General features: G+C 57.1%; 12 protein-coding genes. 10 read left to right on the forward strand and 2 right to left on the reverse strand.

The annotated features are described in order from the left end of the window. Window positions 1-3 precede the first annotated feature (3 nt). Window positions 4-381, forward strand: a complete 378-nt coding sequence (locus tag ACR0DA_RS17945; RefSeq protein ID WP_170343511.1) for an ExbD/TolR family protein — start codon at window positions 4-6, stop codon at window positions 379-381. Next, window positions 378-1460, forward strand: a complete 1083-nt coding sequence (locus tag ACR0DA_RS17950) for an energy transducer TonB family protein (RefSeq protein ID WP_480755142.1) — start codon at window positions 378-380, stop codon at window positions 1458-1460. Before ACR0DA_RS17945 ends, ACR0DA_RS17950 begins: the two co-directional genes overlap by 4 nt. A 44-nt stretch (window positions 1461-1504) precedes the next feature. Here the strand turns inward: ACR0DA_RS17950 and ACR0DA_RS17955 are convergent, their stop codons facing one another. Further along, window positions 1505-2419, reverse strand: coding sequence for a LysR family transcriptional regulator (locus ACR0DA_RS17955; RefSeq protein WP_170408043.1), 915 nt, complete (start codon window positions 2417-2419; stop codon window positions 1505-1507). Between the two features lie 110 nt (window positions 2420-2529). Between ACR0DA_RS17955 and ACR0DA_RS17960 the strand changes: the two genes are divergently transcribed. The 7 genes from ACR0DA_RS17960 to ACR0DA_RS17990 all read left to right on the forward strand — a co-directional run bounded on the left by ACR0DA_RS17960 (window position 2530) and on the right by ACR0DA_RS17990 (window position 10105). Further along, window positions 2530-3225: an NAD(P)H-dependent oxidoreductase gene (locus tag ACR0DA_RS17960; RefSeq protein WP_170361616.1), complete on the forward strand. Its 696-nt coding sequence runs from the start codon at window positions 2530-2532 to the stop codon at window positions 3223-3225. A 54-nt stretch (window positions 3226-3279) separates the two neighbouring features. Then, complete coding sequence (locus tag ACR0DA_RS17965) at window positions 3280-4056, forward strand: CmcJ/NvfI family oxidoreductase (RefSeq protein WP_480755143.1); 777 nt, start codon at window positions 3280-3282, stop codon at window positions 4054-4056. A 13-nt stretch (window positions 4057-4069) separates the two neighbouring features. Next, entirely contained in the window at window positions 4070-5035 is a 966-nt protein-coding gene (locus ACR0DA_RS17970; protein WP_480755144.1) for an LLM class oxidoreductase, read from the forward strand. A 12-nt stretch (window positions 5036-5047) separates the two neighbouring features. Then, the gene (locus tag ACR0DA_RS17975) at window positions 5048-5836 is read left to right on the forward strand and encodes an SDR family NAD(P)-dependent oxidoreductase (RefSeq protein ID WP_480755146.1); all 789 of its coding nucleotides are present in this window, start codon (window positions 5048-5050) and stop codon (window positions 5834-5836) included. A 78-nt stretch (window positions 5837-5914) separates the two neighbouring features. Continuing rightward, window positions 5915-6763, forward strand: coding sequence for an enoyl-CoA hydratase/isomerase family protein (locus ACR0DA_RS17980; protein ID WP_480755148.1), 849 nt, complete (start codon window positions 5915-5917; stop codon window positions 6761-6763). Window positions 6764-7324: 561 nt separating this feature from the next. Further along, window positions 7325-8872, forward strand: a complete 1548-nt coding sequence (locus ACR0DA_RS17985; protein ID WP_480755150.1) for an arylsulfatase — start codon at window positions 7325-7327, stop codon at window positions 8870-8872. 345 nt (window positions 8873-9217) lie between these two features. Continuing rightward, window positions 9218-10105 carry a sulfotransferase domain-containing protein gene (locus ACR0DA_RS17990; RefSeq protein ID WP_480755151.1) on the forward strand — a complete coding sequence of 296 codons (888 nt, stop codon included), beginning with the start codon at window positions 9218-9220 and terminating at the stop codon, window positions 10103-10105. Between the two features lie 100 nt (window positions 10106-10205). Here ACR0DA_RS17990 and ACR0DA_RS17995 read toward each other — a convergent pair whose 3' ends face one another. After that, a complete protein-coding gene (locus ACR0DA_RS17995) occupies window positions 10206-10985 on the reverse strand; it encodes an MOSC domain-containing protein (RefSeq protein WP_170448957.1) in 780 nt (259 codons plus the stop codon). 398 nt (window positions 10986-11383) lie between these two features. Here ACR0DA_RS17995 and ACR0DA_RS18000 point away from each other — a divergent pair, with 398 nt between their 5' ends. Further along, a complete protein-coding gene (locus ACR0DA_RS18000; protein WP_093965439.1) occupies window positions 11384-12703 on the forward strand; it encodes an ABC transporter substrate-binding protein in 1320 nt (439 codons plus the stop codon). Window positions 12704-12731 lie beyond the last annotated feature (28 nt).

Raw genomic sequence — 12731 nt, forward strand, 5'->3', positions numbered from 1 at the left:
GCCATGATCCGCCACGACCGCCCAAGCCGCAAGCGCGACTCGACCATTCCGTTGATCAACGTGGTCTTTCTGATGCTGATCTTCTTTTTGATCGCCGGAACCGTTGCTCAACCGTTGGACCCGGACTTGGAACTGGTCAACACATCCGATCTGGACGGCCGCGAACCGCCCGATGCACTGGTTCTTCACGCGGACGGGACGCTCAGCTTTCGCGGAACACCGACGGATCCGCAGACCTACATGACCGGCCGGGGGGAAGAACCCGTGCGGATCGTGCCTGACCGGAACGTTTCCGGGGCACGCCTGATCGAAGTCACCGGCGCCTTGCGCCGTCTCGGCGCCACCGCAGTCTTTGCGGTGACCGAACGGGCGCTCGAATGATCCGGGAATCTCTGTTTGTCGCGGCGCTGGCTGTTGTGCTTTCGGTGCTGTTCCACCTTTTCCTGCTGCTGCCAGCCGCGCGGGACCCTGCGGAACCTGCGACGGCCGGACCGCAACCGGACACGGTTGCATTGGGCAACGCGTTCGAGGATCTGGCGGAAACCGCGACCCCGCCCGAGCCGCCAACCCCCGCAAAAGAGCCCGAGCCCGATGTCGAACAGCCGACAGAGCCGGACCGGGCCGAAATACCCGTCAGCGAAACACTGGTCGCCTCGTCGGACCCGCAAAAGGTCAACTCGCCTGATATCGGACAAACCAACCCGGTGCAGCCTGATCAGCCCGTTCCGGAAATCGTTGAGCCGGCGGACTCGGCCGAAGGTGATCGGCAGGCCGCCGATGAGGTCGACGAAACACCCCCCGTCCAAGCCGAAACGCAGTCCGCAGCGGCGCCCGAAGCACCGGTCGAACCCATAGAGGCCCCGGTTTCGGAACCAGAGCAACTGGCTGCCCTGCCTGCCCCCTCACCGGTTCCGGAGCCTTCAGTGCCGGCAGAGGAGCAGCAACCGGTCGAAAGCGACACCGAAGACGGCGTCTCGGATCTGGCGGTTGCAACATCGATCCGCCCGCGCCTTCCGGACCGGCCCCCTGCTCCGGCCCCTGTACCCGACCAAAGGGCCAGTCGGCTCGACAGTTTTGACAACCTGCGATTTCCCAACAAGCAGATCGACTCGCCGCTGACGACCTATCGCCGACAGGGGGTCGATGCCTTCACCCGAGGGAGCAATTCCAATCAGTCCGGCGGTCGAGGCCCAGGCAACTCGAATGTCACCAATTACGCCGGGCAGGTTCTTGTCCACCTCAACAGAACTCCGCCGGTCTATGTCTCGGTTCGCGGCTTTGCCAAAGTTTTCTTTGAAATCAACCCGGACGGAACACTGGCCTGGGTCGATATTATCGACAGTTCTGGCTCGACCGAGGTCGACAGGGCCGCCAAGGAACAGGTCCGCCGCGCATCGCCCTTCCCGAAACCTCCGGGCGGGGTCAGCCGGAAGCTGTCGTTCTACTTTCAGAACGGCTAATCGGGCCTTTGCTGCGCTGGCCCGAAGCAACTGGACGCAATCAGTCAGTCTAATGATCTTTCCCACGGAGGCTTCACGCCGATCTCGGTGATCAGAAAATCCATGAAGACCCGCACCTTTGGCGACAATACGTTCGACTTGGGATAGATCAGCCAAAGCACGTTGTCTTCCGCCGCCTCATATTCGGGAAGGACATGACGCAACTTGCCCGAGGCAAGCTCCTCCTGAACGCTCCACAGTGAGTTCATCGAGATCCCCGCCCCTGCCACGGTGGCCAGCTTCTGGCTGAGACCGTCATCCATGATCAATGGACATTTCGTGGCTCCGGGATCGAAACTTGCGACAGCTCCCCGGGCAGTTTTCAGCGCCCGGGCCCGGGTGTGGCGAAATGCAATCAGCCGATGATGCGCCAGATCATCCGGCGTCTTGGGCTCTCCGTGGGCCGACAGGTAATCTGGTGCCGAGCAGAGGATGCGTTTGTCATCCGCCAGCTTGCGCCCCTTGAGGCTGGTATCGATCAGCGGTGCGTTCCGCAAAGCAAGATCATAGCTGCCTTCGATCAGATCAAACTGAGCATCCGACAGACGCAGGTCCAGGGTCACACCCGGATGCTGTTCCTGGAACTTTGCAAGGATCGGAGCAATGTAGAGCTGTGCAAACGTGCTGGGCGCAGTAAACCGCAGTGTGCCGGTGGCTTGGGCCGACCCCTGCCCCAAAGCGGCCAAGGCCGCATTCTCCTGCGCCAGAATCTCGCGCGCATAAGGTAGAAACTCAGCGCCCTCCAGAGACAACGATACTTTCCGGGTCGAGCGGTGAAGCAACTCGACACCCAGATGATGCTCCAGCTTGGCAAGTCGGGCGCTGGAGACTGCGGGCACCAAACCCAGTTCGCGCCCGGCGGCCGATATGTTCAGCTTGTCCGCTGCAAGCACGAAAAGACGAAGCGCTTGTGTGTCCATTAGCTTATTATACGCAAAATCCGAAAACTGAAACCTGATATCCGCCGTTTCATCGGATTCTGCAAGTGATATTTCTGGCTCCACGGAAGACAAACCAAATGGAGCCACAAATGTCCGTTCGCCCGAACGTTCAGTCTCAGATCCTCGAAGCCTTCAATTTCCGGCACGCGACAAAGGTCTTTGATCCCGACCGCAAGATCAGCAACGCCGATTTCGAAACCATTCTTGAAGCTGGCCGCCTGTCGCCCACCTCTTTCGGGCACGAGCCATTCAAGATTCTTGTCATCCAATCGCCCGACAAACGGGAGCTTTTGCGCGAGTTTTCCTGGGGCGCCAATGGCATGATGAACGGCAGCTCCGGCCAATTGGGGACAGCCAGCCATTTTGGCATCATTCTGGCCAGCACTGCGGCAACCATGACCGCTGGGTCTGATTATCTGCAGGACCACTATCGCAAGGTCAAACAACTGCCCGAGGACGTCATCGAATTATTCAACGGTGCGTATGGCAAGTTCCAGTCAACCGACCATCGCATCACCACTGAACGCGAGATCACCGACTGGTCCGGCAAACAGGCCTATATCGTTCTGGCCAACATGATGACGACCGCAGCCTTGATGGGTATCGATTCCTGCCCCATCGAAGGGTTTGACATGGAACTCACCACCCAGACTCTGGCCGAGCATTTCGGGGTGGATACCTCGAAATGGAAACCCGCGGTGATGTTTGCCTTTGGGTATCGCGCCAGTGATCCGCAATTCCCCAAGACCCGCCGCCCGATGGCCGAAACCGTGAACTGGTTCTGAGCCAACGTCGATTAAGCCAGGGGCTGCGTCATCCGCAACTCAGTGAGATTACAGATGCAACGAACCGGTATCGTAAACTATCACGTTCACAAACCTGAACGGCAGGCGTTCCAACTGGACGCCAGCGGCATTGTCGGCAACCTGATTTCGCCGGAACTGTTGCCGACACAGGTGAACCTGACTGATATGCGGACATCGGGGCAACCCCTGCGCTTTGACCCCGACGGCGTCGAGTTTCTGAATGCGCCCAGTGCCATCCGCGATTTTTCCGGGGATCAGTGGAAACGGACCTACGAACACGAGCTCACTCAACTGCTGACCAAAAAGATCGGCGTTCGCGAGGTCGTGATCTTTGACCATACCTTGCGCGTGGACGACCCAAAGGCGACACGCAAGCCGGCGCGCAATGTCCACAGCGATTACAGCGCGGACGGCGCTCGGCAACGACTGGTGGATTTGCTTGGCCCCGAGCGGGCGGCCGAGTGGAGCAAAGGGCACTATGCCTTTGTCAATCTATGGCGGCCGGTCGGTCACCCGATCAACAGCGCGCCGCTGGGGTTTGTCCGTCCTTCGTCCGTCGAACCCAAAGACTGGATCCTGCTTGACCTGATCTATCCTGACCGCAAAGGGCAGATCATGGGGCTTGTCGGGAATGCAAGCCATGACTGGGTCTATCTGTCTCGAATGAGCCCGGATGAAATCGCTATTTTCAACATCTACGACAATCGGGGGTTGCCTTCCGTCGCTCACAGCGCGCTCGATATGGTCGAGGACCCGACCGTCAACACCATCCGGAAGAGCATCGAGACCCGCACTTTGGTGCGGTACTGAGCAAGGAACCATCATGTTGGACAAAAACCAAAACCTGTCCTTTGCCCCGATCAACAAGGCCTACGGTCAGGTTTTTCGGCCAGATCAGCTGACGCTAGGGCTGGTATTGCCGCTCGAGGCCTACCCGGTGGGATCCGAGCCCACGATGAAGGGCCACATGAAGGCCGCGCAATTGGCCGAGTCTCTGGGCTTTGCCGCGCTTTGGCTGCGCGACGTGCCGTTCAATGTTCCAAGTTTCGGGGACCCCGGCCAGATCTTTGATCCGTTCGTCTATCTGGGTGCACTAGCGACCGCGACGGATCGCATTGCCCTGGGGACCGCCAGCATCGTTTTGCCGCTGCGCCATCCGGCCCATGTGGCAAAGGCAGCCGCGTCGGCGGATGTTTTGTCCGATGGCCGTCTGCTGTTGGGTGTGGCGTCTGGCGATCGACCGGAAGAGTATCCGGCAATGCGTCAATCCTTCCCCGATCGAGGTGAACGGTTCCGCGACAGTGTCGACTATATCCGCGCAACGGCAACACCCTATCCGAAGCATGAAAGCCTGCAGGGACATCTGTCCGGCGACATTGACCTCCTGCCGAAACCCTCGAGAACGCGCCTGCCTTTGTTGATCACGGGCGGCAGTCGGCAATCCCCGGATTGGGTGGCTGAAAACGGCGATGGGTGGATGACCTATCCGCGCGATGCGGCATCGCAGGGGCGCGCGGTGGCCGATTACCGAATTCGTCTGAAAGCACTGGGGCAACCGGACAAACCGGTGATGCAGTCGCTCTATGTCGACTTGCTGGAAGACCCAAATGCCCCCGCACGTCCCATACATCTGGGGTTCCAGTCGGGTTCGAATTTCCTGCGCCGCTACTTGGCTGAAATCCGTGACTTGGGGATGAATCACGTCGCCCTGAACCTGCGTTTCAACGAGGCTGCCATCGAACCGACACTCAAACGCCTGGCAGATACGATCCTGCCGGAATTCTCATAAGGAACTGATCACATGACCAAAACCATTCTGATCACAGGCGCTACCGACGGTATCGGACTGCTCACCGCCAAGAAGCTGGCGGCTGACGGTCACCGTGTTCTGTTGCACGGGCGGAACACTACAAAGTTGGAGGCAGCCGCCCTGGAGGTTGGAGGGCAGCCGGAAACCTACAGCGCCGATCTGTCCGACCTATCAGCCGTGAGGTCGTTGGCGGAGGCCATCCGGTCCAATCACGACCGGCTGGATGTGCTGATCAACAACGCCGGCGTCCTGAAGGCTCCGCAGACCACTCTCGAAAACGGTCTCGATATCCGCTTCGTCGTCAACACGCTCGCGCCTTATTTGCTGACCGAACTTCTGCTTCCGATCATTCCCAAGACTGGCCGCGTCGTGAACCTGTCCTCGGCCGCACAGGCCCCTGTGGATGTGGATGCGTTGACCGGCAAAACGCGGTTGGCCGATATGAGCGCATATGCTCAAAGCAAGTTGGCAATCACGATATGGACGCGCGAACAGGCCCGCGCCCTGCCCGCTGGACCGGCGTTGATTGCGGTCAATCCGGGTTCATTGCTGGCGTCCAAAATGGTCAAGGACGGTTTCGGAGTCGCCGGCAACGACCTCAACATCGGCGCCGACATCCTGACCGACGCCGCACTTAGCGATCGGTTCGCGCAGGCGTCGGGCGCCTATTTCGACAATGACGGCGGTACCTTTGCAGACCCGCACCCCGCGGCGCTGAAGCCCGAACACGCAGCCGACGTCATGAAGGCCATTCAAGACACTATCCGCCAATACGGCTGAGCCGGGCGCACTCCCGCGCCCTGCCAATTCACGCAAACCCTCGCATCTTTGATGGCGAGAACAGGAGAGGACTGTCCAATGAAATACGAAAATTTCCAGACCTTCGACGTCGCGGTCGAGAATGCAATTGCCACCGTGACGTTCAACTTCGGAGCGGTCAATGTTCAGGGCCAGGAGATGCTGGCCGACCTCAACAGCCTTGCGATGCGGCTGGAGCGGGACCGGGAAACCAAAGTGGTGATCTTCCAGTCTGCGAACCCCGAAATCTGGGTCTGTCACTACGATACCGAGTTGCTCAAGGATCTTTCGACCGAAGCCGTCTCGCGCGAAGACGCCCAGCTGCTGGACCTGCAGTCCGTGTGCGAACGGCTGAGCAAGGTCCCGCAGGCAACAATCGCAAAGCTTGAAGGCTTCGCGCGTGGCGGCGGACACGAACTCGCACTCGCGCTGGACATGCGTTTTGCGGCACGTGGGAAGTTCAAGTTCATGCAGATGGAAGTTGGCATGGGTATCCTGCCCTGCGGCGGCGGAGCTTCGCGCATGGCGCGCCAAACTGGACTTGGCCGGGCATTGGAAATCATCCTGAGTGCGCAGGACTACGATGCCGACGATGCCGAGCGCATGGGCACCATCAACAAGGCGCTGGATTCCGACGAGATCGGTCCCTATGTCGATGCTCTGGCCAGGCGCATTGCCCAGTTCCCCGCCGAATCCATCAACGCGTGCAAGCAGATGGTCTACGAATCCATCGACAAACCTATTTCCGAGGCGTTGAGGGCCGAGGCCTATTGGCTGTACCAAGCGACAAGCAAGACGCCGGCGGTCAAACGCTTTCGAATTGCCGATGAACAAGGGCTCGAGCATGATATCGAGAACCAGCGAAACTGGAACGAATTGGTCATGAAGGTGCAAGAAATCACCAACTGACCATTGCCCCTTGATCCGCTGAAATCGGTTTCAGCGGATCATATCCCGCAGCAGGTTTGGGCGTTCCGACGGCAAGGGGGCGGAGGCACGCAGGTCGCGATGCTGCGGTTGTCAAGGAATCCAAACACCAATGTTCCGAAGCCGGCGATAGGCCAAACGATGGACGGCAGCAGCACCGACAGCCGGGTTGATCAACGGTGCGCGGCGCTTTTCGGTCGCCAACGCACGGGATCGAATGTGCCGGAACGACCGACAGACTTACTGAACACACACCAAAAAACGTTCAGCAGGCCGTTCTTTGCTCCAAAAGCAGAAGAAGTGCTCCAGAAACCGCATTGGCGTGGCTCCGAGGTTCGACGTAACTCGTCTTGATCAACCACGCCTTGAAGCGCGGAGAAAAGTCTCGGCCGGCTCGTAAATCAAAGCCATCAAAGTCGATCGGATCTCTTGGATCACTTGCGCGTTTCCGCCCGAAATCCCGAAAGCCGCAAGAACACCGACAAAACCGCCAAATTTGTGGTAGGTTACTCGGTATTAACAAGAAATTTTGGGAGGACGAAAATGAAATACAAAACAAGATCAACAATAATGGCGGCCTTGTTTGCTGCAGCTGCCACAGCCGTTTCCGCACAAGATGATCCCCCCCTGAACTTCCTGATTATTTGGGGAGATGACATTGGATTTTGGAATATCAGTGCCTACAACCATGGCATGATGGGGTATCAGACACCCAACATCGACCGCATAGCCAAAGAAGGCGCGCTATTTACTGATTGGTACGGTGAGCAGTCCTGCACCGCAGGACGAGCGGCCTTTATCACAGGACAATCTCCCATCCGCACGGGCTTGACCAAAGTCGGCCTTCCAGGCGCGCCCGAGGGCATGCCTGTCGAAGACCCAACCATCGCCGGGCTGCTCAAAAACCATGGTTACATGACTGGCCAGTTCGGCAAAAACCATTTGGGTGACCGTGACGAGCACCTCCCAACAAACCATGGTTTCGATGAATTTTTCGGAAACCTTTACCATCTCAACGCAGAAGAAGAGCCCGAAAACCCTGACTACCCCAAGGATGAAGCCTTCAGGGAAAACTTCGGCCCGCGCGGGGTGATCAAGTCGACCGCTGATGGCTCGATCGAGGACACCGGGCCGCTTACGAAAAAGCGCATGGAAACCGTTGACGAAGAAGTCACGGCCAGCGCGTTGGATTTCATGGATAGAGCCGTCGAACAGGACAAACCTTTCTTCCTTTGGTGGAATTCAACCCGCATGCACATTTTCACGCATCTGAAGGAAGAATCCGAGGGAGTGACGGGACTTGGAGTTTATCCCGACGGCATGGTCGAGCATGATGGGCATGTCGGTGTACTGCTTGATAAACTTGATGAGCTCGGAATCGCGGACAACACCGTCGTCATGTATTCAACCGACAACGGAGCGGAGACGTTCACGTGGCCAGACGGCGGTACGACACCCTTCCGCGGTGAGAAAAACACGCAGTGGGAAGGTGGCTATCGCGTCCCGACGGTCATCAAGTGGCCGGGCGTCATCGAGCCGGGATCGAAGGTCAATGGCGTAGTATCGCACACGGATATGTTGCCTACCATTCTGGCTGCGGTGGGTGAGCCGGACATCAAAGAAAAGTTGCTCGATGGCGACGTTGAAGCGATCGGTCGCCAATACAAAGCCCACCTTGACGGCTACAATCTTCTGCCGTCGCTCTCAGGTGAAACGGATGAGTGGCCGCGCAGCGAGTTCATCTATTGGACCGATGATGGCAGCGTCGCCGCCTTGCGATACGAACAGTACAAGGTGACATTCCTGAAGCAGAATGCGCATGGGCTTGATGTATGGCTCTCACCGTTTGAAGTCCTGCGCGCACCGATGCTGGCAAACCTCCGCAGCGATCCGTTCGAGCGAGCCGAGGAAGAGAACGCTATGGGATACCAGCGCTGGTTCCTCGAGCATATGTTCGCGATAGCTCCGGCCTCCGCCTTCGTTGGGCAATGGCTGCAAAGCTTCGAGGAGTTTCCGCCAAGGCAAAAGCCCGGCAGCTTCAACCTCGACAACGTCATGGAGGAACTCACGAGCCGTGCCGGGAACCAATAGCACCAACGGGACGCCGTGAGCTGTGTTCGCCAGCCTGAATTCGCAAACAACTGTTTGTCGAATTCAGGCTGGTAAATCATGCCCTTGGACTGAAGACCAGCGCAGTCCAAGGGAAGGGATGAACGGCGGCTTGGTTCCGTTTTTCGGGTATTGAGCGCTGCTTGCTGGACAGAACCCTGAGCGGTCTTTGGAATAACGTACAGGTGCTGCTCCGCTATCATTCTGTTGCCGACCTGACTCAACAAGGCAGCAACTGGCTTTTTGGGCTTTCTGCCATGAGAACCAGTCGCCTTTCACTTTCATTCCACTTTTCCTGAACCAATTCGCGCGGAGGAGTTTTCAGACGTGAAAAACCGAAAGCTCTACCTTGGCCCCCTGACCGACAATAGACGCTGGGATATGGTTCGCATCCGCCCCGATGATGTGTTCGTGGTGACACCTCCGAAATGCGGCACGACCTGGATGCAAACCATCGTATCGCTGTTGTTTTCTGGTGATCCCGAAGTTGAAACGGAGTTGTCAGTGAAGATGCCGTGGGTAGACATCCGAATCCGAGAAATGCCTGAAGTCGCAGAGCGGCTCGAAGCCATGCAGCATCGGCGTAGCATGAAAAGCCACACACCGATGGATGGGTTACCTCTGGATGATCAAGCACAGTACATCTGTGTTTTTCGTCATCCCCTCGATGCGCATTTCTCGTTTCGCAAACACATCAGAAACATTCCAATGACCTGGTTTGACACCTGGTATCCCGAGAACGATGAAGAAGGAATCACATTCCGTCGCTTTCTGGACGGCGGGGCGGAAGGGTTCGATACCGATGCGATGCCACTGGCACATATCATCCGGCATTACAAAGCCGCTGCGGCGGTTTCCGACCGGCCGAACGTGTCGCTTTTCCACTACGCAGACATGACCCGGGACTTGAGAGGAACGTTCTTCAGGCTGGCTGACACCCTGGGCACGACCCATTCAGAGGCAGTCATGGATCAATTGGTTCAAGCTGCGACCTTCGACAATATGAAGGACAAAGCAGAACGCTATGCCCCCTCAGGTGGCAAAGGGTTCTTCAAGTCGGATGCCGAGTTTTTTCACAGCGGAACGAGCGGCAAATGGCGCGGAAAACTGACGGCGGAAGAACTGGCAAGCTACGACGCGATGATGGATGCACACCTAGATCCCGAAGACCGCGACTGGTTGGAATATGGCTCTCAGGGGAGCTTCGCTGCGTAGATATCGCTACCCCGGGCGAACCAGCAAAAACCGAAGACCTTTTTCACGATTGAATATGGAACAGAGGTTTCCCGAGGTCGCCAATCTGAGGGGGCGGCATTCAGGCAAGCATTTCCCCGGGTTGGCCGACACTTAGGGTTCCGCCTTTCGTCACTTCGACATAGACCCCCATATCCATGTGCCCCATCAACTTCCTAATAAGATAGGGTATTTTCAAGTCACGCTCGGCCGTGTCCGGGTTCACTTCAGTGGCCGCACACCTTTTCGTTCGCGATAGTATCTTCAACTCAACATCGCCAAATCTCAGAACTGATCCGACCGCCTCCAACTCGAACAACGCAGGTAAGCCGTCTATCTCGATGTTCGCGCGGAACCGCGCTGGCTGGATCTCTGCGTTCAGTTTTTCACCCAACTCTCTCACCGACGCGCGATTAAGAACGGATATCGCGTTCATCATTTTTGGTGAGACGACGGACACATCCGTAAACCGATGAGGAGCGGACGAGACGAATTCCGGCAGTTCGGGATCTTTCAAGCCGATCTCTGAGGACAGGAAGCTTGCCGCATTCATCCGGTCGTCTAGTGTTCGCATATTGAAGCTTTGCGTTTTGCCGTTCGCTTTGATCTCAAGATCTTGGGTCTCAAAATCAAAACTCGTCTCGACGCCTGCCAGCGCTGCCTCATTCAACAGAACAACAAAGCGATCTTTCGGCAGTGGCTGAGGGTTCTGTGGGTCGAAACCGGAATTGTAGCGCGCAAATCCGAACAGGCGATCACCTGGGATCCCCTCCCCTGCCAGCAGCGTCACGGTTTGCATTGGCTCTGCACTCAAGCCTTTGATTGGGAACCGGTTCAATCTGACGATAGAGAGCGTGTTCATACGTCTGCACCTGTCAATACGAGTCACGCACGATCCAGAGTGACCCGTGCCGTTTGACGCTATCTCCAATCCTCAAAGGTATCGACCGAATAATCCGCTGGAGCCTGATAAGCGGGCTCCAAAATCCGGTTGGCCGCATGATGGCCGTGATTGTGAGCTGGGCCAATTTTGGCGGGTGCGGCCCTTAAGTGCCTCACTGCTGAAAATACATGCACACCGACGAAATGGAATAAAATTACATGAAATCAGTGGTTAAGAGGAGAACTAATCGTCAACCACCGCCCGCTTGAGGTACGAACCTCAAAAATATCTAGACTTGATGTGCGTACCTCAAATAGCCTTGGAGGTATGCCGCGATTCGCACATCCTCGATTGACGGCGAAAAAAGGGAGGAATGGATGACTTACACAAAACTGGCCTCGGCCAGCGCAATAGTCCTTGCCGCTACTACTCTTTCCACCAAGGCGAATGCTGAAGATCTGACGCTTTGTTGGGCTGCATGGGACCCGGCCAACGCGCTTGTTGAGCTTTCAAAGGAATTCGAAGCCGAATCCGGTCACACGATGAACTTCGAGTTTGTTCCCTGGCCGAATTTTGCGGATCGGATGCTGAACGAGCTGAACTCTGGGGGCAAGCTCTGCGACTTGTTGATCGGTGACAGCCAGTGGATCGGCGGGGGCGCTGAGAATGGCCACTATGTCAAACTGAACGACTTCTTCGATGCTGAAGGCATCAGCATGGACGATTTCGCGCCGGCCACCGTCTATGCGTACTCGACCTGGCCCAAGGGCACGCCGAACTACTATGCGCTGCCAGCGATGGGTGATGCGAATGGCTGGTTCTACCGCAAGGACTGGTTCGAAAACCCCGACATCCAAGCCGCTTACAAAGAGGCGACGGGTCAGGATCTTCGCGAGCCTCAATCGCAAAAAGAACTTCTGCAGATCGCACAGTTTTTCCAAGGTCGTGAGATCGACGGCAAGACTGTCTATGGTGCAGCCATCTTTACCGAGCGCGGCTCGGAAGGGATCACCATGGGTGTGACCGGAGCGCTGTATCCTTGGGGTTTCAAATACGAAAACACGCCGGGTTCCTATGACATGGAAGGCGCCGTGAACTCGCCCGAAGCGGTTGAAGCTCTGGAATTCTACAAGGAATTCTACGAAACGGCGACGCCTCCGGGATATACCAACTCTTACATGGGTGAGAGTCTGGACGCCTTTAAGTCCGGTCAGGTCGCCATGGCGATGAACTGGTTTGCGTTCTTCCCGGGTCTCTACGCCGATCCCAATACCGGCGGTGACAAAATCGACTTCTTCGTGAACCCACCACAAAATCAGGCAGGTTCGACACTGGGCGGACAAGGTATCTCTGTTGTCAGCTACTCTGACAAACAAGACGCCGCACTTGAGTACATCAAGTGGTTTGCACAGCCGGACGTTCAGGCCAAATGGTGGGAGCTCGGCGGCTACTCGGCCCATAACTCCGTACTGGAAGATCCGGGTTTTGTTGACAGCCAGCCGTTTGCCGGTGACTTCCTGGAAGCGATGGCCGGGGTGCAGGATTTCTGGCAGGAGCCTGCTTATGCGGAACTGCTGCTGGCGATGCAGAAGCGCATCCACGACTACGTGGTTGCGGACCAGGGCACCGCTCAAGAAGCGCTTGACCTTCTGATCCAAGACTGGACCGAAGTCTTCGAAGACGAAGGCAAGCTGTAGTCCGGACACAGGCAGGAGCGGGTGCAAT

Source organism: Ruegeria sp. CI8, assembly GCF_056536865.1.

Bases quoted from the DNA above. Each gene is read 5' to 3' on its own strand.
- ACR0DA_RS17945 (WP_170343511.1), top strand. From the start codon at position 4: ATGATCCGCCACGACCGCCCAAGCCGCAAGCGCGACTCGACCATTCCG.
- ACR0DA_RS17950 (WP_480755142.1), top strand. From the start codon at position 378: ATGATCCGGGAATCTCTGTTTGTCGCGGCGCTGGCTGTTGTGCTTTCG.
- ACR0DA_RS17955 (WP_170408043.1), bottom strand. From the start codon at position 2,419: ATGGACACACAAGCGCTTCGTCTTTTCGTGCTTGCAGCGGACAAGCTG.
- ACR0DA_RS17960 (WP_170361616.1), top strand. From the start codon at position 2,530: ATGTCCGTTCGCCCGAACGTTCAGTCTCAGATCCTCGAAGCCTTCAAT.
- ACR0DA_RS17965 (WP_480755143.1), top strand. From the start codon at position 3,280: ATGCAACGAACCGGTATCGTAAACTATCACGTTCACAAACCTGAACGG.
- ACR0DA_RS17970 (WP_480755144.1), top strand. From the start codon at position 4,070: ATGTTGGACAAAAACCAAAACCTGTCCTTTGCCCCGATCAACAAGGCC.
- ACR0DA_RS17975 (WP_480755146.1), top strand. From the start codon at position 5,048: ATGACCAAAACCATTCTGATCACAGGCGCTACCGACGGTATCGGACTG.
- ACR0DA_RS17980 (WP_480755148.1), top strand. From the start codon at position 5,915: ATGAAATACGAAAATTTCCAGACCTTCGACGTCGCGGTCGAGAATGCA.
- ACR0DA_RS17985 (WP_480755150.1), top strand. From the start codon at position 7,325: ATGAAATACAAAACAAGATCAACAATAATGGCGGCCTTGTTTGCTGCA.
- ACR0DA_RS17995 (WP_170448957.1), bottom strand. From the start codon at position 10,985: ATGAACACGCTCTCTATCGTCAGATTGAACCGGTTCCCAATCAAAGGC.
- ACR0DA_RS18000 (WP_093965439.1), top strand. From the start codon at position 11,384: ATGACTTACACAAAACTGGCCTCGGCCAGCGCAATAGTCCTTGCCGCT.